This window comes from Niallia sp. FSL W8-0635 (assembly GCF_038007965.1).
Lineage (GTDB): Bacteria > Bacillota > Bacilli > Bacillales > Cytobacillaceae > Niallia.
In genome coordinates, this window is the sequence record NZ_JBBOYD010000001.1 from 162,257 (window position 1) to 181,536 (window position 19,280).

General features: G+C 36.2%; 20 protein-coding genes and 1 pseudogene. 16 read left to right on the forward strand and 5 right to left on the reverse strand.

What is annotated here, in order from left to right:
* Window positions 1–171: 171 nt before the first annotated feature.
* Both rplM and rpsI (NYE52_RS00905) read left to right on the forward strand, forming a co-directional pair.
* Window positions 172–609 carry a 50S ribosomal protein L13 gene (gene rplM, locus NYE52_RS00900; protein WP_016204587.1) on the forward strand — a complete coding sequence of 146 codons (438 nt, stop codon included), beginning with the start codon at window positions 172–174 and terminating at the stop codon, window positions 607–609.
* Between the two features lie 22 nt (window positions 610–631).
* The gene (gene rpsI / locus NYE52_RS00905; protein ID WP_016204588.1) at window positions 632–1,024 is read left to right on the forward strand and encodes a 30S ribosomal protein S9; all 393 of its coding nucleotides are present in this window, start codon (window positions 632–634) and stop codon (window positions 1,022–1,024) included.
* Window positions 1,025–1,140: 116 nt separating this feature from the next.
* Here the strand turns inward: rpsI (NYE52_RS00905) and NYE52_RS00910 are convergent, their stop codons facing one another.
* Window positions 1,141–2,292 (reverse strand): site-specific integrase, encoded by a 1,152-nt coding sequence (locus tag NYE52_RS00910; RefSeq protein ID WP_047943732.1) that lies wholly within the window; start codon window positions 2,290–2,292, stop codon window positions 1,141–1,143.
* 13 nt (window positions 2,293–2,305) lie between these two features.
* Complete coding sequence (locus NYE52_RS00915; RefSeq protein WP_051641032.1) at window positions 2,306–2,854, reverse strand: helix-turn-helix domain-containing protein; 549 nt, start codon at window positions 2,852–2,854, stop codon at window positions 2,306–2,308.
* 134 nt (window positions 2,855–2,988) lie between these two features.
* Here NYE52_RS00915 and NYE52_RS00920 point away from each other — a divergent pair, with 134 nt between their 5' ends.
* Genes NYE52_RS00920 through NYE52_RS00940 form a run of 5 tightly spaced genes read left to right on the forward strand, consistent with a single transcriptional unit; the run spans window position 2,989 to window position 5,716 of the window.
* Window positions 2,989–3,240, forward strand: a complete 252-nt coding sequence (locus NYE52_RS00920) for a helix-turn-helix transcriptional regulator (RefSeq protein ID WP_031540231.1) — start codon at window positions 2,989–2,991, stop codon at window positions 3,238–3,240.
* Window positions 3,241–3,244: 4 nt separating this feature from the next.
* Window positions 3,245–3,517 carry a helix-turn-helix domain-containing protein gene (locus NYE52_RS00925; RefSeq protein ID WP_031540233.1) on the forward strand — a complete coding sequence of 91 codons (273 nt, stop codon included), beginning with the start codon at window positions 3,245–3,247 and terminating at the stop codon, window positions 3,515–3,517.
* Between the two features lie 15 nt (window positions 3,518–3,532).
* Entirely contained in the window at window positions 3,533–4,393 is an 861-nt protein-coding gene (locus NYE52_RS00930; protein ID WP_051641033.1) for a hypothetical protein, read from the forward strand.
* 11 nt (window positions 4,394–4,404) lie between these two features.
* Entirely contained in the window at window positions 4,405–5,283 is an 879-nt protein-coding gene (locus NYE52_RS00935) for an ATP-binding protein (RefSeq protein WP_047943733.1), read from the forward strand.
* Between the two features lie 22 nt (window positions 5,284–5,305).
* Window positions 5,306–5,716 (forward strand): helix-turn-helix domain-containing protein, encoded by a 411-nt coding sequence (locus tag NYE52_RS00940; RefSeq protein WP_047943734.1) that lies wholly within the window; start codon window positions 5,306–5,308, stop codon window positions 5,714–5,716.
* Window positions 5,717–6,379: 663 nt separating this feature from the next.
* Here the strand turns inward: NYE52_RS00940 and NYE52_RS00945 are convergent.
* The 3 genes from NYE52_RS00945 to NYE52_RS00955 all read right to left on the reverse strand — a co-directional run bounded on the left by NYE52_RS00945 (window position 6,380) and on the right by NYE52_RS00955 (window position 9,286).
* A complete protein-coding gene (locus tag NYE52_RS00945; protein ID WP_341191362.1) occupies window positions 6,380–6,787 on the reverse strand; it encodes a hypothetical protein in 408 nt (135 codons plus the stop codon).
* Window positions 6,788–7,277: 490 nt separating this feature from the next.
* Window positions 7,278–7,838, reverse strand: a complete 561-nt coding sequence (locus NYE52_RS00950; RefSeq protein WP_031540256.1) for an S-Ena type endospore appendage — start codon at window positions 7,836–7,838, stop codon at window positions 7,278–7,280.
* A 206-nt stretch (window positions 7,839–8,044) separates the two neighbouring features.
* Entirely contained in the window at window positions 8,045–9,286 is a 1,242-nt protein-coding gene (locus tag NYE52_RS00955; RefSeq protein ID WP_031540257.1) for a hypothetical protein, read from the reverse strand.
* 1,365 nt (window positions 9,287–10,651) lie between these two features.
* Between NYE52_RS00955 and rpsI (NYE52_RS00960) the strand changes: the two are divergent.
* From rpsI (NYE52_RS00960) to NYE52_RS01000, 9 genes and pseudogenes are all read left to right on the forward strand, one after another.
* Window positions 10,652–10,723, forward strand: a pseudogene (rpsI, locus tag NYE52_RS00960) (30S ribosomal protein S9); the annotation flags it as partial.
* A 389-nt stretch (window positions 10,724–11,112) separates the two neighbouring features.
* Window positions 11,113–11,841, forward strand: a complete 729-nt coding sequence (locus tag NYE52_RS00965) for a hypothetical protein (RefSeq protein WP_031539605.1) — start codon at window positions 11,113–11,115, stop codon at window positions 11,839–11,841.
* A 314-nt stretch (window positions 11,842–12,155) separates the two neighbouring features.
* Window positions 12,156–13,073: an ATP-binding cassette domain-containing protein gene (locus NYE52_RS00970; RefSeq protein ID WP_341191363.1), complete on the forward strand. Its 918-nt coding sequence runs from the start codon at window positions 12,156–12,158 to the stop codon at window positions 13,071–13,073.
* Entirely contained in the window at window positions 13,066–13,845 is a 780-nt protein-coding gene (locus tag NYE52_RS00975) for an ABC transporter permease (RefSeq protein ID WP_341191364.1), read from the forward strand. The genes NYE52_RS00970 and NYE52_RS00975 overlap by 8 nt, the downstream gene beginning before the upstream one ends.
* 10 nt (window positions 13,846–13,855) lie before the next feature.
* Entirely contained in the window at window positions 13,856–14,527 is a 672-nt protein-coding gene (locus NYE52_RS00980; RefSeq protein ID WP_341191365.1) for a response regulator transcription factor, read from the forward strand.
* Between the two features lie 19 nt (window positions 14,528–14,546).
* A complete protein-coding gene (locus tag NYE52_RS00985) occupies window positions 14,547–15,455 on the forward strand; it encodes a sensor histidine kinase (RefSeq protein ID WP_341195082.1) in 909 nt (302 codons plus the stop codon).
* A 372-nt stretch (window positions 15,456–15,827) separates the two neighbouring features.
* Window positions 15,828–16,670 (forward strand): pyrroline-5-carboxylate reductase, encoded by an 843-nt coding sequence (proC, locus tag NYE52_RS00990; RefSeq protein ID WP_341191366.1) that lies wholly within the window; start codon window positions 15,828–15,830, stop codon window positions 16,668–16,670.
* A 21-nt stretch (window positions 16,671–16,691) separates the two neighbouring features.
* Window positions 16,692–17,819, forward strand: coding sequence for a glutamate 5-kinase (gene proB / locus NYE52_RS00995; protein WP_341191367.1), 1,128 nt, complete (start codon window positions 16,692–16,694; stop codon window positions 17,817–17,819).
* Window positions 17,820–17,836: 17 nt separating this feature from the next.
* Complete coding sequence (locus NYE52_RS01000; protein ID WP_341191368.1) at window positions 17,837–19,102, forward strand: glutamate-5-semialdehyde dehydrogenase; 1,266 nt, start codon at window positions 17,837–17,839, stop codon at window positions 19,100–19,102.
* Window positions 19,103–19,280 lie beyond the last annotated feature (178 nt).

Here is a 19,280-nt window from a genome sequence, read left to right on the forward strand (position 1 = left end):
AACCTGGTGTAACATTCCCTTGACATATACTAGTCTAGGATATATCATAATATGGTATGTATTTTAATCCCACATTAAGCCCCGGAACTTAATTGTGTGAACATATAGACGTAAGAACAGAACATTCGTAATTTAAAAAAATTATAATTAAACATTTCAGGAGGGAAACTCATGCGTACAACGTTTATGGCTAATTCAAACACTGTTGATCGTAAATGGTACGTGATTGATGCTGAAGGCAAAACTTTAGGTCGTCTTGCTAGTGAAGTAGCATCAATTCTACGTGGTAAACATAAACCAACTTTCACACCTCATGTGGATACTGGTGATCATGTTATTCTTTTAAATGCTTCAAAAATCGAATTGACTGGTAAAAAATTAACTGACAAAATTTACTACCGTCACTCTATGCACCCAGGTGGATTAAAACAAAGAACAGCTTTAGAAATGCGTACTAACTATCCAGAGCAAATGTTAGAACTTGCAATCAAAGGTATGCTTCCAAAGAATTCTCTTGGTCGTCAAATGTATAGAAAATTACATGTATATGCTGGTAGCGAACATCCGCACCAAGCTCAACAACCAGAAGTTTACGAACTTCGTGGATAATTAATTAAGGGAGGTAAAACAAATGGCACAGGTTCAATATATCGGTACTGGTCGTCGTAAAAGCTCTGTTGCTCGTGTACGTTTAGTTCCAGGTGACGGACAAATCATCATCAATGGTCGTGAAATCGAAAGTTATATCCCGTTTGCAGCTTTACGCGAAGTTGTTAAACAACCATTAGTAGCTACTGAAACTACTGGAAGCTACAATATTTTAGTAAATGTTAACGGTGGAGGTTATACTGGTCAAGCTGGCGCTATCCGTCATGGTATCGCTCGTGCTTTACTTCAAGTGGATCCTGAATACCGTCCAACATTAAAGCGTGCAGGATTATTAACTCGTGACGCTCGTATGAAAGAACGTAAAAAATACGGTCTTAAAGGCGCTCGTCGTGCACCTCAGTTCTCAAAACGTTAATTATCAATGTTTCAAAGGCTCTCAACCGATTTGGTTGGGGGTCTTTTTTATGTCTGAAAAGTGCTTTTGACCACACTTTGACCACGAAAATATTTTTGACCACATCTGACCACATCTCATAACTCAATATATCTTTGAAACTTTTGTGCAGTTTGCTCTTTTAGCGTATCTGTTACGTGTGTATAGATGTTCATCGTCATTTGTATATCAGAGTGGCCTAACCGCTCCTGAACCTCTTTTATACTGGCTCCTGCTTCGAATAAAAGGGAAGCATGAGTATGACGTAAACCATGTATTGTAATTTTGTGTAGGTTATGTTTTTTGATTAAAGCGGCCAGCTTTTCGTTTGGATAGGCTAACCGCATCGGAGAGCCATCATCCCTGTCAAAAACCACCTTGTTATTATTCAAATAACCTTTCCCGGCTAAATAAGCTTCATTTTGCTTTATACGCCATTTATTAAGCAGAGAGAGGGTTAGAGGATCCAAGCTAATTAAACGCTTAGATTCCCTTGTTTTGGACGTTTGGAAGATGAATTTACCATCATGATGAAATAACGTTTTGTTTAACCGTATGGAGCCAGCTTCGAAATCAATATCATCCCATGTAAGGGCTAAAATTTCTCCCTTGCGTGCACCGGTATAGATTAACAGATGAAAAAGTACATGATCTCGAAAATCTAATTCATGTTTCGTTATTGAAAGGAAATTACGTATCTCATCCTTTTTCCAATAATTCCGCTCATCCGTTTCATTATCCTCATTAATAATTTCATTTTGCTGTCTTGGTATGGTGACATGCTCTAATGGATTCCTTTCAATAATCTCCATTTTTAAAGCATATTTGAATACTTGGTTAGCCTGTATTTTTATGTCATTTACCGATTTAATTAATTGAGCGATTTCATTGATCATTTTTTGGCAATATGGTCTTGTTATTTCTTTTATTTTCAATTTGCTGAAGCGGGGCAATATATGCCTATTGAATTTGGATTCAATGGCTTTCTTTGTGCTTAATTTAATCGTTTTCGAATGATTGGAAAACCATTGATCGTATACATTCTGAAAAGTCAGGTTGTCATTCTTTATTGATCTTCCGCTCGCTATTTCTTGTTCAAGCTTGGCAGCAGCTATTTGTGCTTCTTTTTTGGTTTTAAAGCCCCTTCGGGTTGTAGTTTGTCTTTTTCCTGTTTCGGGATTAATTCCAGTGTCCGTCTTAAATAACCACATTTGACCTTGTTTGGTTGTGTATTTTTGAAATGATGCCATTTTTTCACCTCATTTAACCGTTTTTCTTATTAGCGTAAATTTCACATAAGTTATTTAAGTTCATATCTAATGTGGGTTTGTGCTCTAGATATAGTTTTATACATTCATAAGGTGTTGAAGGGTCTTGCCCGTAATTATACTTAAATCCCATTTTCATACTAAAAATAAAATCCACAACTTGGAATAGATGCTCAAATGTTTTAGATGTTTCTCTTACATCTGTTGCTTCTAGTTCATCCCCAATGATTATAGTCAACTGGTTAATGATGTCTTCTGCTTTTTTCCTAATATCAGGAGTAGCTTGTTTCAGTAGATCTTCAAGCAGGCTAAAATCCCTTTGGAAACCATATTGATCTGATGTTCTTATGTCTTGTTTTCCGGTTAAATAATCGACGCTTACATCGAAGAAATCAGCCAATGCTAAAAAGGTTGAAACATTCGGTTCCCGGTCTTCCCGCTCGTAATTTCCTAATGTAGTAAAGGGAATATTCAACTTGTCGGCTAAGTCTCTTAAAGTCATATTCTTTTCCCTTCGTAACGTTCTAATTCGTTCTCCAAACATAATTTATCAACCTCCAATGAGTAATTACAAATCAATATTACACATAATGAATACAAATATCAACTTGAATTTCTCAAAACGGGATGATATTGTTTATTTGTACCCAATATGAGTAATTAGGAGATGTTTAAAAGATGAAATGTACAAAACTAATAAAACAAGAGCATCACCTGAAAATTGACAGTAAAAAAATTAAACTTGCTCGAGCGGAAATGGGGTGGACAATCACTAAATTGGCTGATGTATCTGGTGTAAATAGAAAAACCATTGGTGAAATCGAAAAGGGGACTAAAAAAAAGGTACGGTTTTCTACAATCAAACAGATTGCTGAAAACCTAAATAAAGAAGTAGAGGATCTTTGTACTCAAGTTGAAAAAGGGGGATAAATAAATGAATATAAAGCTAGAATTCCCAGAAGAAACGCTAATCATAAATCGGACAGATTTAAAAAATGCATTACAGGAGCTTCTAATGGAATTACAAGAAGAAAACGGGCATGATCAAATATTAACCATAAAAGAAGCTGCCGATTATTTAAAGGTCAGTGTACCCACAATTCGAAACATGATTTCAAGCAAAGAAATTCCTTTTTTTCAAAGAGGGCAAATCATTCGTTTAAATCGCTGGGATGTACAGAAATGGTTGCGAAATAATTCTGGCTGAAGCGGGTGAAGTGTGATGTTAGGATGGGTTAAGCTTTATCGGGATTTATTGCATAAGCCTATTTGGATAGAATCCACACCGGAACAAAAAACCATTCTAATAACACTTCTTTTGATGGTTAATCATCAAGAAAAACAATGGGAATGGCAAGGGGAACCTTATAACGTTACCGCTGGCCAGGTAATTACAAGCTTGGAATCCATTGTTGAAAAATGCGGTAAGGGGATTTCAATTCAAAACGTAAGAACTGCAATAAAGCGGTTTGAAAAATTCGGTTTTCTAACAAATGAATCAACAAACAAAAATAGGCTTATAACCATTAATAATTGGGAGGATTATCAGAATAATGGAGATGGATTAACAAGCAACTTAACAGGCGGCCAACAATCAATTAACAATCGACTAACAACTAACAAGAATGATAAAAAATTAAAGAATGATAAAGAAGTAAAAGATTCTTATTGTCGCAAGTCAAAAACTTACGACGAAAAAAGCATACCGTATCAATTAGCATTAAGACTTTTAAATAACATTAGGGAAAATAATCCGGGATTTAAAGAACCAAATCTTCAAAAATGGTCGGATGACTTTCGTTTAATGATAGAAAGGGACAATCGTTTACCAGAAGAAATATCCACCGTGATTGATTGGTGTCAGCAAGATTCCTTTTGGAAGACAAATATACTTTCTCCATCAAAATTAAGAAAACAGTATGATCAATTGGTTCTGAAAATTCAAACAAGCAGAAATGTAATAAGGAAAAAGAGCCAACAGCATTTTTCATTAGATCGCCCTAGTCATTGGGAAGAACCAAAACCAATTACAAAAGATGAATTTGAGAAAATGAAAGAATGGGAAGATGAACTCCCATTTTAGGAGGTTAAACTATGAGAGTTGCGAGTAGCTTTCTACCTGAGGATGAGAATAACATTTACAAAAAGGCTGTTTTTAGACTCATGCCAGAATTAGAAGGGCATGAGCTAGAAGCGGATTTTCTTAAAAAACTTGTATGCCCGCAGTGTGGACAAGAAAGTGCATCCGCTTTGGTTTACCGCCTAAATAATAATGACAGTTGGAAGCAGTTAGGTGAAACATTCAAATGTTGTAGATGTAGGGATAGGGATATGCTTAATCTTTCTATGGAAAAAGGTTTAAAGGAGCAAAGTCAGCTCATATCTGAAAGGCTTATGAACGACTATTTTCTTCTCCCCGAAAAATTAAAGGGTTCAGGTTTTAAGGATTACCATGAAACTAATCCCGTTACTACTGTTGCAAAACAAAGGGCAATTTCCTATGTGAAAACATTTTTAGCTTCCGAACAAGATCGCTACAACCTTTTAATTCAAGGCAATCCGGGAACAGGAAAAACACATTTGTGTGTAGCTATTGCCAGAACGCTAAAAGAAAAAGGTTTTATAGTTGGGTTTTTAACCACAGGACAATTACTTTCAAAAATTAAATCTACGTATAACAAAGCATCTATCATAACAGAAGAAAATATCTTTAAGGATTTAAAAAAGCTAGATTTATTGATTTTGGATGACTTGGGTGCGGAAGCATCGGGAGGAAATGATGATTGGAGAAAGAGTATAATTTTTGAAATAGTAGAAAGTCGGAGTGGTAAACCGACAATCTACACGAGTAATTTGACGGATCAAGACTTACCTATGGTCGTAGGAGAAAGAGTCTTTAGCCGTCTATACGATAATACAAAATTCATTGACTTATTTACAGAAGATTACCGAAAAAAACTTCGGATAAAATAATTATTTCGTGGAGGGATTGAGAATGAAGGACAACAAAACAAGGCAAAAGTTTATTGAATTAAGAGCGAAAGGGATCAGCTTTAGTAAAATTGCCAAGGAACTTAACGTATCGAAGTCAACGCTTATTGCGTGGTCAAAGGAACATCTCATGGAAATAGAAAATATGAAGGCAGTTGAAATTGAATCGTTACAGGAGCAATTTTATATGACAAAAAAAGCCCGTATCGAATTATTAGGACGGCAAGTTGAGCGCATGAAAAAGGAACTTGAAAATAGAGACTTTTCAGATGTCCCGTCGGACAAATTGTTAGATACGTTAAATAAAACGCTAATCCAGTTAAAGAATGATGAAATAGAAATCACTTTCAGAGGGGAGGGCGATACGTTGGAGGATTTAGTAAGCACTATGAATACAGTTACATGGAAACCATAACAAATCCAAAATCAGCCCAAAATAGATATAAGGGTGATATTTCATAGAACAGTTCGAACGAGACGTACAGGAGTGTGGGAGGTCGGGGGTTAGTCACCCCCTCCTACTCAATTTCATTATGGTGTACGTTATAGTAATGTGAATGGGATGATTTTCTTTACATGTTTTCCAACAAAATATATTAAGAAAGCTTTCAGTCTATAGGAACCCATCATTTATAGCGATGTGAAACATATCTTGTGGTACAGTATTCAAGGTCAAAGATGACTTCACCGCTGCACGTTTCTGTTACTGATTCATTTTTAAAACATGCAATATCAAGTGATCTTAAACATTCGACAAAGATTGGGACGGATGCTCCAGGACTGACTGTAGCGACTATTGCTGAACCTGCAATATCAGTGACGCGGACTTCCATGGAACAGCCGCTAGCCGAATTGCCTGTGTTCTTTATCACAATCAACCCGCTAAAATCAAGGTTCGAACGGCTGGTAAAATGGTTGTAATAATTACAATCGCAGGGTTGTGAGATAGGGCCGCAATGTTTAAAGCATCTTAGTTCTTCTTCCTTTCTGCAGAAATCAAATCCTTTGATTTCTTCTGGGCAGAGTTTATGATCATCATTACAATTGTCTTTGGGAATATCATCAGATTCACCTAGCATCATTTCGAAAATATTGGAATCACCATTAAATTCTTCACAACCATCCCATTTGCACTTGTGTTTTTCACAATCAACGCATTTGCACTTGTCTTTCCCGCAAACCTCGCATTTGCACTTGTGTTTTTCACAATCAACGCATTTGCACTTGTCTTTCCCGCAATCCTCGCATTTGCACTTGTGTTTTTCACAATCAACGCATTTGCACTTGTCTTTCCAGCAATCCTCGCATTTGCACTTGTTTTTCCCGCAATCCTCGCATTTGCACTTGTTTTTCCCGCAATCCTCGCATTTGCACTTGTGTTTTTCACAGTCAACGCATTTACACTTGTGTTTTTCACAGTCATCGCATTTGCACTTGTCTTTTTCACAGTCATCCGATCTGCAATGATGCTTTCCATGATGCTCAAAATAATGTTTTCCCTTTTCACTGTGTTTAAGTTTAAACACGGATTTTGACTTTCCAGTACATATACTTTCGTTAATGTATATTTTTGGGCCCCCAACGCTTCTATGACATTGATTGCATCGTTGGAAGCCCCTACACCCACAGGATCTATTTATAAAAAACATACAAAAGCTTCCTCCCCATATTCTTGAAAGATACTATCAATATATGTATATTGGGTTTCTTGGCATGGGCTGATTAACCAATATAAACACCCATTTTTGGGTGTTTATATTGGTTAATTCACCTACAATACAAATTTAGTTCAAAATTAGCTATGCTTTTTTTCAGAAATTCCTCATAAATAATAAACAGGGATTCTTCTTTAAAAATATTAAAGAAAAATACATTGGAGGGGATTAACTAAATTCTTGTGGGATCATTTCTTAGTTAATTATGAACATTAAGAGGGATTCTTCACACTGATGAATTATTTTGTCAAAGTTCATTACTTATAGACAAAGTCTTGTCGCACAGTATTCAAGGTCAAAGATGACTTCGCCACTGCAAGTTGCTGGTACAGGAAGCTCTGGTTCATTTGGAAGACAAGCAATATCAAGCGAAGTTAACCCTTCAACAAAGATTGGAACTGATGCTCCAGCGCTAACTGTTGCAACAATTGCAGTGCCTGCTCTATCTGTAACACGGATCTGCATAGAACAGCCGCTAGTTGGATTCCCTGTATTTTTAATCACAACTAACCCGCTAAATTCAAAATTAGTCCTGCTGGTAAAATAGTTATAGAATAATGCATCACATGGCTGGGAAATTGGCTCGCAATGTTTAAAGCACCTTAATTCATTTCTTTGTTTGCACAAATTGAATCCTTTTACACGGTCTGGGCAAGGCTCTTTCTCTTCGTACCAATTTTTTTTAGGCATTTCACATTTTTCATATCCATGATGATCATATCCATGATGATTCATCTTCGGATGATTTCCCATTCTTCTTTTGCAAGTGCACTCTTCCTGTTCTTTACAGCCGCAATGTTTACCTTCTGAATGATATATCATCAAATTACTTCCTCCTTGAGATTAAGTTTCTAAATTCAATAATAATATATGCTTCTAGGTTTTTTGCGTATAGGTTAATCAACTAATACAAACATCCATTTTTGGAGGGAAAGAAAAAGGCTGATTAGGTGTTAGTAGTAATATTCGTGCCTTAAAATCTTCTGATAGATAATTGATTTTTAATGCAGCATGTTAGTGCATAAATTCTAGGCACTATCTATTGTGCCCAATGTTTGACTAACAACGGTAAATCCACTTATGGCACATAGTGAGAAGACACAAATCGAGTCTAGATCAGTAATATCGTTTACAAAGTAAGCAAGGCAGTCTTTTACCGTAAGCACATAAAGAGGAAGTGCTGTGGTCTGCCCCTTGAGATAAACATCAAGGAGAAGTCCGAAGTTGGCTGTACACCTTAACTCTTCTCCAATACCTGAAGCACAGCAAGGACAATTACATGGTTTCTTCCTTTTTTGGTAGGAACAATCTTCAGTGTCTTCATAAGCCTGTTGGAGGAGAAATTCATAAACATTGGAAATTTCAGGAGTAGCATCTGTATCTGTCGCGCATATACCTGCAACATCACATAATTGTACGGCTGTATTCGGAACAATCGTAATCTGGTCAGCAGGTCTAAACCTAAGGACTGAACAATCCACTATATCTGAAATGACTTGTCCTTCAGATGGATTCGGCAATCCGTTCACTGTGCTGAAATATATGTCGATTGCTCGATTTGCTGGATTTGTTAAAGTAGTTTGGAAATTTTGTACTTTTCTTAATAGGTCTGCAAGATTTTGGACACAGCAATCACAATCTTTTGGACATTTATTTTCCTTACATTTGCAATTTTCCATGTCGTCCCCCCTTTGATTGTGATCCTTTTTCTTCTTATTTTTCTCAAAGAAGTCATCTGGAAAAATTATAGTAGGCTTACAGTCTCCACACTGAACATTCACATTGACTCCATCCACGTCCACCGGGGTTGAAATGGTCTGGTTATTTTCCATAGTTTGATCGCCATGTCTTTGGGCTTGTAACTGAGGTCCTTGAGTTTGGTCCTGGTCTTCGGTTTGGTCCTGGATTTGCGTTTGCTCTTGTATCTCATTTTGGCTTTGTGTTTGAGGCCCTTGAGTTTGATTTCCTTGGGTTTGGTCGCCTTGTTGTTGTTCTTGCGTTTGAGGCCCTTGACTTTGCCCTTCTTGGATTTGTTCTTGATTCTGAGGCCCTTGTGCCTGTTCAAGCCCACCCTGTTGTTGTAGTTGTTGCTGTTCTTGTTCCCCAATGGATTGGCATTGTGGATTATGCTCAGAGAATGTTTGGTCACAATGTTCGGTTACTTCTTGGTTAACTGTGTCCGAATGGTAGGAGTCTTTACATGTGCAAAACCTTTGTTGTTTAAAGCACCCCTTACATAATCCATAGCTATCGCTATTGGTAAAACTCATAAGTAACACCACCTTTCAGTAGTATCATATGGTAATAGGAAATGATATGAATGGACAAATAGTCCACATTCAAAAAAAGGGCGAATATTTTGATAGTCAGCTTTATTAAATAATTATTCTTTTCGCAATAGGGGGAAACTTATAAATGATTTGTCATATAAATGAGTTGGTTTTGTTACTTTCTGTTCTCCTTGTGGGAAAAATGCACAAGGTAAGGAAGCAGTTAGAAGGTATTCAAACTCTGAGCCAGTAACTATAGGATGTAGCTAGGGCTGTGGCTATATGAAGACAGTCGAAGACCAGTTTTTGAGGACGTTTCACTTAATATGCAGGTACACGTAAATTCTAAGGCAATACCTTTGATTTTGCTTTGGGTTAGGCTGGGACGGTGTCATCTAGGACGAACGGAAAAGTACAAAAAATAGAAATTTTATGATAAAGAGAAGCTCAGTCCTTTATTGGATATGGACTTCATTATTGTGAATTATAATACTTAAAGAAAACCAGCTATTAGTTTATGAATTTTTTAAAATAAAAACATTCATTACTAAATATGTTCATACCAAATAACCTTTCTCTATCTTGTAAATATGGAAAATATCGAGAAATTATAAAATTGATTATTGTGGAAAAGGCCAATGAATGTGGCATTTTCCCTGATCAGATAGCTGTAAAGTCTAGTGATATTTGATGGTATTGAAGGAATCGACTTACTTTCTAGGGGGTGTTCAATTCGATTATTTTATAACAAAACAGGCTCTCCAAGAGGGGGGGATTGCCCGTTTGCCTACGTTCTTACTGTGCTCACGAACTCATCCGCAAGAACTGCGATGACGCAACTTATCGGTAGTCACCGAAAGGGGGATGCTGCTTACTTTAAACTAGAAGAGCGACCTTTATCGGAAGTGTTTAAAGATATACTTGAGGGAGCTACGTGCCTTTTACATTACTTAGGTGTTAATCTTCTGTTCGTCAAAGTCTCTTCGGAACAATAGAATGTTCAACGTCAGCTTTCTAATATTTAATTCATTGGATAGTGGAAGGGCTTTTTCTGTCCTCGAGCTTGTCCTCGACTTGATAATGTCCCATTTAAAATTATTGTTTTGGATCCTTGCAAAATATTGATATATAGTCTTTTTTTATCCTATTTTTTTAATATTTTATTTAAACATGAATGGGCGGCATGATGTAATAATATGCGTAAATGGATGCCCCATTTTATTTGAGGCACCCTGTTTCTTTGACCACAATCTGACCACTAAACATATAGAATTGTATATTATTCTGTTTTCCTTTTAGAGAATAAAAGTGGACAAACCTTGATGTGACAGGAACTGTTTGGTTTTGTGTTTCTTTATATTATCTGCACATATGAAAGAACGTAAAAAATACGGTCTTAAAGGCGCTCGTCGTGCACCTCAGTTCTCAAAACGTTAATTTGTGGCGTTTCAAAGGCTCTTTCCATATTTATGGAGAGGGTCTTTTTTTATGTAATAAAGTTTCTTTTGTTCCCATTTTAGGCATTATCATTTATGGTTCAAGATACTTTTGGAACTTGCCGCAATATGTTGATGTAACAAAATGAAACCATTTATATGGTACGACGTATAAAAAGAAATGGAATTTAGGTTGTAAGTACCTATGTGTAAAGAAGATAACCATTATCGTTAAAGTGGAGGGATAACATGAGGAAATTTGTTGGGATAGTCATTATAGCTTTTAGTTTATTATTGGGTCTTTTCTGTGCAATCGCTTTTCCTCAGGATATTATCTTTGCTAATATCGTGTTGTGAATTATTAGTGTTCCTCTATATATTTGCGGTCAAATGATCAGAACTTCGAAGGCTAAATTTAAACAGCAAGGAAAGCGCTGGATAGCCAACTATCTCTTCTTCTTCTTTATCATCCCTGTACTAATTTATTTGAATATATTCTATGATGATTTAAAAGAAACGACATTTATAGATGAAAAATTTGTCCTTTATGAACCTTCGTCTGGGAAGTTAGGAGAATTTTCTCTCGGGGGCTTTGTTGTTATTTTGATTTTTCTATTTGGTGCTCGATTTCTTTATCCGGATTTAAAGCGAAAAGGGCTATTAAATTCCATTATTATCGGAACGATTATTTTCTTGATTGGTTTCCATTATTTTATGTTCTCTGATTATAGAGGTGTACATGAAGAAAAGGGATTGGTATCAAGTAACTGGAAGGGTGAAAGGCAGATCATTCCTTATGATGAAATAGAAAGCGTATATTTGGAACCTTATGTTCATTATGCAAGCTTATCTAATACATCCGACGAGATGAGGTTTGTTTGGGAAGTGACGTTTTATCCGAGTCACCAAAAAGAAGTAGTGTATCGTTTTTCGATGTTGACGAAGACTGGTTTAGAAGAGACGATTGCGATTAAGAAACTAGCACTGGAACATGATGTACCATTTAATGTGGGAGAAATGAATCAAGAAACATTGGAGTTGTTTAACTTTGATTTAGAATATGAAGGATTAGAAAAAGAACGTTATTACGAGCTTTTTCAATTAAGGTATGATAAATAGAGAGACGAAGTTCCTGAATATATTTGTCTTAGAGGTTATTTTAGTTTTTTGATTGGAATAAGCAAGGTAGGAATAATTTATAAAAAGAAAGATACAGATGTAGTATAAAATTAAATGGAGAAGTGGACTAGAATGATTAGTCCGCTTTTTTTAATGCAAAACGGAGCAAAATAAAAAAGTGTTGAAAAACATATTAAAAATCAATGTAATTAGAGCTAGTTCTCATTCTTTATACTTTCTTTATACTTTTCTAGGCAAATTATTTATATCTATCCCTTATTCTATATCAATCAACATTGAAAGGAAGAATGGTTATGTCAGAAACAATTCTTAAAGCAATGAATGTTTCAAAAATATATGGAAAACACAAAGCGCTTGATAAAGTATCAATCGAAATTAAGCGTGGGATGATATACGGTTTAATTGGGGAAAATGGTGCGGGAAAATCGACATTTATGCGTACTGTTATGGGGTTAATCTCAATTGATGAGGGTGACATTGAGCTATTTGGCGAAAGCAGCACGAAGGGATTGCAACATGCAAGAAGAAAAATGGGTCAATCGATTGAAACACCAGCACTTTATCCTGACTTAACAGCTCGAGAAAATCTGAGAGTACAAGCAGCAAACGGTGGCGTAAGTGAACGAGAAATAGATAATTTACTTCGCTTGATGAGCCTTGAAGATACAGGGAAGAAGAAGGTTAAAAATTTCTCATTAGGGATGCGCCAACGTTTAGCAATTGCATCAACTCTGATTACAAATCCTGAATTCTTAATATTAGACGAGCCGACAAACGGTCTTGATCCATCAGGGATTGTGGAGATGCGCGAAATCATTCAACGATTGGTGAAAGATCGAGGGATTACTGTCTTACTCTCTTCACATTTGCTTGATGAACTATCACAGATTGCCAACCATTATGGGATTTTGCATAAGGGGAAACTCATTAGTGAGCTTTCAAGAGAGCAATTAGCTTCTGAAACTCGTCAATATATTGAGTTAGAAACAAGCGAGATTCATAAAGCAGTTGTTGTACTAGATAAAATGGGGATAAAGGAATACGAAGTTGTAAATGGAACGGAGATTAATATTTATGAACGCTTAGAGGATGTAGCTTCTATTAACCGTTCACTAGTATTAGCTAATGTGAACGTTTCGAGAATAGGAACAACAAGACAAAAGCTTGAAGATTATTTTTTACAATTAACAGGAGGAACTATCCATGCTTAATCTCTTAACAGCTGAAAAAATTAAGTTAGTTCGAAGTAAAAAATTATGGATTGTCCTTGGGATTTTATCTATACTTCCTATTTTGCAAGTAGTGAATAGTAAAATTTCTGTTAATAATGGGGCTCAGCTCAATCAAACCATTGATACAGTGATCAATGGAGCGACAGGAATTTTAATGATGGAGAAAAACGGATTGACCGTTTTACTGGTTATAAGTGCTTTTATTTGTTTTTTTATTGGGGAAGAATTTCAAAAAGGGACGATTCGAAATGCATTGTCTTTAGGGCGAAGTCGGACCTATTATTATATGACAAAATTGGTGGTTGCTGCACTACTTACCCTTGTTGGTGTCATATTAATGACTGTATTTGGTATAATAGGCTTTTCCGTTGTGTTTGGCTTTGGAGAGGTAGCAGAAATTAGCAATTATCTTTGGTTTGCTATAAAAGCTTTCATTACACTTTATTTTCTAATTTTGTCAAACGTATCTATCTATGTCATGATTAGTTTTTTAACAAAAAACAGTGCAGTTTCTCTAATATGGAGTTTTCTTTATACGATAGCAACAGGTTTTGGGGCTGGGATTTTTCAACAAACCGAGCATTTTAAGCAATTAACATTCTGGTTTTCAGAATCCTTCTTGTTTTACTCTGATTTCGCAAAACCAGCAGATATTGTAAAATACCCAGAGATGATAGTAGTTAGTATCATCACAATCGTGATTACATCCATTATAGGCATCCTTCTGTTTAAACGAGCAGACATAAAGTAGGTAGGTAGATATGGCAACAATATTAATTATGGAAGACGATATGGCCATTCATTCACTTATAAAAGAAGCATTGGAATTGAATGGTTTTAATACACTTAGCGCATATTCAGGGACTGAAGGGAAATTACTATTCGAACAAGCCCAAATAGATTTAATCTTATTAGATTTAATGCTTCCAGGTATGAATGGGGAAGAATTTCTTCAACAAATTCGGCATAAGACAAACATTCCTGTAATAGTGATTTCAGCTAAAAATGATCAAGATACGAAGTTAGAGCTTTTGACAAGTGGAGCGGATGATTATTTGACAAAACCATTTGATGTGAAGGAGCTACTTGCAAGGATTCACATTCAGTTACGTCATGCAATCAAGACTTCAGATGATAATAAGAAAGAAATTCAATACAAGAACATCAGCATTGATTTGGATACACGTGAAGTAAAACTAAATGATCAAATTATTCACCTTACTGGACGTGAATATGCAATACTTTTACTTTTTTTAGAAAATCCCCAAAAAGTGTTTAGTCGTGCCAATATTTATGAAAGTGTTTGGGATGAACCATATTTTGATAGTGATAAAACGATTAATATGCATATCAGTAATTTGCGAAATAAGCTCAACTTAAGAGATACAAATTATATTAAAACAATATGGGGCATAGGCTTCAAATTTGACTAACAAAGGAGGTGTGAATGTTATGTGGGGCTGGGTATTTTTCTTACTAACATTGGCGCTTCTTTTTTATCTTTACTTTTTAAAAAGAGAACTGCGAAAGTTGAAACAGGACGTCCATAACCTTCCCTCTCGTGCCAGTTTTGGAAGTAGACTCTCTCTCGATTTCCGGGAAAAAACTTTATTAGAGTTAGTAGATGAATTGAATCTTATGATTAATATGTTTGAAGATAAGAATCGTCAAGCGAAACAGATGGAAGAAAATGTGAAGTTATCGATAGCGGGGCTCTCTCATGACTTGCGGACACCGCTCACATCTATTAATGGCTATGTGCAACTTTTACATGAGACTAATGATGAGACGCGACGGAAACACTATGTAGCGATTATCGAACAATCTGTAAAAAGACTGATTGAAATGACGGAACACTTTTATGATTTAGCCCGTATTGAAACAAATCAAAAAGAAATAGTATTAACATCCATTTCTCTATCTAATTTAGTGGAAGAAATCTTTTTATCCTTTTATGAGCAATTGGAGGAGAAGAAAATCGAACTCCAATTTCCTGATGAAAGAAAGGATAGAAAAATTATTGCGGACAAATTAATGGTTACACGTGTCCTTCATAATATTATTCAAAATATACTTCGTTATGCCAAAAGTACAGCTATCATTAGCTATGATATGGAAAAAGACTTCCTTGTTTTATGCATCAAAAACGATATCAAACGAGATAGTAAAGTTGCAATAGAAAAAGTCTTTATGCGTTTCTATACAGAGGTCAGTAGTAGAACTAACACGGAAGCAAGTGGGTTAGGTCTTTATTTATCAAAAAAATTAGTTGAAAAGATGGATGGGAAAATGGAAGCGGAGCTACAGGATAAGTGGTTTATTCTTAAAATGTATTTTCCTATTAATGGGATTAAAGAATAAAGGCAACAATCGATTTGTATCCTTGCATTGCCATTGGTTTTTATAGGGAAGACTCTCAATTCTTTGGGAGTTTTTTATTTTTTAATAAAAATAAAATTCGTCAAGTAAAGAAGCGAAATCGATATTTGATAGTATATGTCAGATGGTGTCACTCAAGAATTTGGTTAAAATCTGTAATTCCTCTTCTCATGCCGAGAAACAGGATTAACCCGTTTTAGATGAACTTAGGTAATTAATGTTACATCCTTTTCACTATCTCGCCCCTATACTCATCAATTGACTCTCTCCCCTTGAAACAAAATTTGAGCATGTTACGATAAGAAATGTTCTAAAGTGAATGTAGAGAGAAAATGAAAATTTAGGAGGATGTGGATGTTAAAGGGAAAGACAGTAGCATTTATAGGGGCGGGCTCGATGGCAGAAGCAATGATCGCTGGGGCTATTCAAGCTGAGAAACTTCCCTCCAACCAAATAATAGTAACCAATAATAGTAATAATGATCGTTTACAAGAATTAGCGAATAAATATGAAGTAAGAACTCTTCAAAAAGAACTATTACCATACAAGGAAATTGATTTGTTTATTTTGGCAATGAAGCCGAAAGGAGCGAGAGAAGCATTTCGGTCGTTAAAGGATAAGCTAAATCTAAATCAAGTAGTAATTTCTGTATTAGCTGGTATAACAACAACTTTCATGGAAGACCATTTACAGGAAGGACAGCAAGTGATTCGTGTGATGCCAAATACTTCAAGTATGGTACAGCAATCGGCAACAGCTTTAACAAGTGGGCAACACACCAAACCAGAAAACATCGAAGCGGTAAAAGAGTTGCTTCAATGTTTAGGAAAAGTCTTTGTGATAGAAGAAGAGCAGATGGACCTCTTTACTGGAATTGCAGGAAGTGGACCGGCATACTTTTATTACTTGATGGAACATATGGAGTCTGTTGGTTTGCAATATGGGATGCCAAAAGAACTAATTAGAGAAATCGTGTCACAAACTGTTTATGGAGCAGCGAAAATGGTAATGGAAAAAGGAACATCACCTACTATCCTAAGAGAAAATGTAACTTCACCAAATGGAACAACCGCCTCTGGCTTAAAAGCTTTAGCAGATTATAAAGGCGGTGAGGCCATATCCCAAGCAATCAAACATGCAGCAAGTCGGTCCCAACAAATAAGCGTGGAGCTTGGTGGTGCAAAATTAAATTCTTAATGGAAAAATAGGAGGAATAGAATGTTAACAGAGGATTTGCAAGAGCAAGATAAACAGATAAAAAGAGTTGTAATTAAGATTGGAAGCAGTTCCCTAACTAGCATGCATGGAGAAATAAGTCGCAAAAAACTCGAGAAATTAGTAGAGCAAATTGTGGAGCTAAAGGATGCTGGTTATGAAGTAGCAGTGGTTTCCTCAGGTGCGGTAGCTGCAGGGTATCGAAAGCTGGGGTGTATAAAGCGTCCAACCTCGCTTCCAGAAAAACAGGCAGCGGCATCAATCGGTCAAGGCCTATTAATGGAATCTTACTCAGAACTCTTTTTATCTCATGGATACGTTGCTTCCCAAATATTAATCACAAGAGGTGATTTTGCGGATGAAAAGCGATATACCAATATGAAAAATACGTTAAATGTATTATTAAATAGAGGAATTATTCCGATCATTAATGAAAATGATACGGTGACAATTGATCGTTTGAAATTTGGGGACAACGACACACTTTCGGCTAAAGTAGCAGCTCTTATTCATGGGGACCAACTCATTATCTTATCAGATGTAGATGGATTGTATACCGATAATCCGCATAGGAACCCACAAGCAAAGATGCTGGAAGAGGTTCAAACTATTACTTCTGAAATTGAGTCTTCAGCAGGCGGGGCAAATAGTGAAGTGGGAACAGGTGGAATGAAGTCTAAAATTGCAGCAATGAAAATTGCATTAGCTTCTGGCATAGATGCTTTTTTAGGAAGAGCAGGTAAACCCAACATATTAATGGATGCGGTAAAGGGTACTGCAAAAGGAACTTATTTTAGACAAAAGCAAAATGCGTATAATTTATGCGATGAACAGCAATGGATTGCTTTCCATTCTGGACCAGAGGGGAAAATTATTGTTAGTGCTAAAGGAAAAGAGGCTATGATTGAAAAACATCTGGATCTACTTATAGAAAATATTGTGCAGGTGGATGGACGATTTGACCAGGGAGCGGTTGTGAGAATTGTAGATGAACATCAAGAAGAAATCGGGTTAGGTAGGGTAAATTATACTTACTTAGATCTACAAGAAAAGACTGAAAACGAACATATTGCAGTCGAGCAATCAACCTTTGTTTATTCTCGTAACTATATAACATCAGAGGTTGTATAAAAAGAGGAGGCAGATGAGTGACATCTATAGTAGAAGGTAACCCAATAGTTGAAAAGCAAGCAATCGCTGCGAAAAAGGCAGCGAAAAAACTTAGTATTCTTCATACAACGGAAAAAAATGAAGCGTTAATGGTGATTGCAGACGAGTTAGTAAGACGGTTAGCCTTTATTTTGGAAGCCAATGAAAAAGATTTGCAAAATGGCAAAGAGAGTGGATTTGAGAAAGCCTTTATGGATCGCTTGGCTCTATATGAAAGCAGAATAAAGGATTTTGCTGAAGGGCTTCGAGTAGTGGCAAAGCTTCCTGATCCGGTAGGGGATGTTTTATCTAATTGGACATTAGATAATGGTCTTAAAGTGGAAACAATACGTGTTCCCCTTGGTGTTATCGGTATGATCTATGAGTCTCGCCCTAATGTTACAGTTGATGCGACAGGGCTAGCCCTTAAGTCGGGAAATGCCATCATCTTAAAAGGAGGATCTTCCGCCATTCATTCTAATAAGGCGATTGTTGAGGTTATCCATGAAGCATTGGTGAAAACAGCGATTCCAAAAGAGGCTGTCCAATTTATTTCTTCAACGGATCGAAAAGCGACAAAACAATTATTTACGATGAAAGAGCATATAGATGTACTTATTCCAAGAGGAGGAAGTTCTCTTATTCAAACCGTGGTGGAAAATGCAACCGTTCCAGTGCTTGAAACAGGTGTAGGGAATTGCCATCTTTATGTAGATAAAGAAGCGGACTTGAAAAAAGCTCTCGATATTATTGTCAATGCGAAAACGGATCGACCTGCGGTATGTAATGCTGCTGAAACGTTAATCATTCATCAGGAATTTCTAGCTAAATATAAATTGGAGCTAGCTCAAACGCTATTAGCGAATGGCATTCTTATTCATGGGGATGAAATAGCATGTAAGGAATTGCCTGATGTAATACCAGCCACAGAAAAGGATTGGGCTGAAGAGTATTTAAGCTTAGAAATTGCCGTAAAAACAGTGAATAGTTTAGAAGAGGCAGTAGAACATATTGATCGGTACGGTACGAAACATTCTGAGGCGATTATTACAGAGAATCAAAAAACAGCAAGGAAATTTATGCAGTTAACAGATGCTGCTGCCCTTTATCATAATGCATCAACAAGATTTACTGATGGAGGAGCATTAGGATTTGGTGCAGAAATTGGAATTTCTACACAGAAACTTCATGCGCGTGGACCAATGGGACTTCCTGCGCTTTCGACGGTAAAATACATGATGAGTGGTAATGGGCAAATAAGATAGGTACATAAAACTTTCCTTGAGTTTAAGGAGAGTTTTTTGTCTGTGATGATCAGACTTTTATAGTTATTTAGGTGGTATATATACGAGATGAAAAATGGTAAGAAAACACTCAAATAGCAACTATTCTTTCAATTGGATAGTAAAAGGCTTGTTGGGCTAGTATGCTCACTTCCTGTTG

Coding starts and splice junctions, on each gene's coding strand:
- rplM (WP_016204587.1), top strand. CDS start 172: ATGCGTACAACGTTTATGGCTAATTCAAACACTGTTGATCGTAAATGG.
- rpsI (WP_016204588.1), top strand. CDS start 632: ATGGCACAGGTTCAATATATCGGTACTGGTCGTCGTAAAAGCTCTGTT.
- NYE52_RS00910 (WP_047943732.1), bottom strand. CDS start 2,292: ATGGCATCATTTCAAAAATACACAACCAAACAAGGTCAAATGTGGTTA.
- NYE52_RS00915 (WP_051641032.1), bottom strand. CDS start 2,854: ATGTTTGGAGAACGAATTAGAACGTTACGAAGGGAAAAGAATATGACT.
- NYE52_RS00920 (WP_031540231.1), top strand. CDS start 2,989: ATGAAATGTACAAAACTAATAAAACAAGAGCATCACCTGAAAATTGAC.
- NYE52_RS00925 (WP_031540233.1), top strand. CDS start 3,245: ATGAATATAAAGCTAGAATTCCCAGAAGAAACGCTAATCATAAATCGG.
- NYE52_RS00930 (WP_051641033.1), top strand. CDS start 3,533: ATGTTAGGATGGGTTAAGCTTTATCGGGATTTATTGCATAAGCCTATT.
- NYE52_RS00935 (WP_047943733.1), top strand. CDS start 4,405: ATGAGAGTTGCGAGTAGCTTTCTACCTGAGGATGAGAATAACATTTAC.
- NYE52_RS00940 (WP_047943734.1), top strand. CDS start 5,306: ATGAAGGACAACAAAACAAGGCAAAAGTTTATTGAATTAAGAGCGAAA.
- NYE52_RS00950 (WP_031540256.1), bottom strand. CDS start 7,838: ATGATATATCATTCAGAAGGTAAACATTGCGGCTGTAAAGAACAGGAA.
- NYE52_RS00955 (WP_031540257.1), bottom strand. CDS start 9,286: ATGAGTTTTACCAATAGCGATAGCTATGGATTATGTAAGGGGTGCTTT.
- NYE52_RS00965 (WP_031539605.1), top strand. CDS start 11,113: ATGATCAGAACTTCGAAGGCTAAATTTAAACAGCAAGGAAAGCGCTGG.
- NYE52_RS00970 (WP_341191363.1), top strand. CDS start 12,156: ATGTCAGAAACAATTCTTAAAGCAATGAATGTTTCAAAAATATATGGA.
- NYE52_RS00975 (WP_341191364.1), top strand. CDS start 13,066: ATGCTTAATCTCTTAACAGCTGAAAAAATTAAGTTAGTTCGAAGTAAA.
- NYE52_RS00980 (WP_341191365.1), top strand. CDS start 13,856: ATGGCAACAATATTAATTATGGAAGACGATATGGCCATTCATTCACTT.
- NYE52_RS00985 (WP_341195082.1), top strand. CDS start 14,547: ATGTGGGGCTGGGTATTTTTCTTACTAACATTGGCGCTTCTTTTTTAT.
- proC (WP_341191366.1), top strand. CDS start 15,828: ATGTTAAAGGGAAAGACAGTAGCATTTATAGGGGCGGGCTCGATGGCA.
- proB (WP_341191367.1), top strand. CDS start 16,692: ATGTTAACAGAGGATTTGCAAGAGCAAGATAAACAGATAAAAAGAGTT.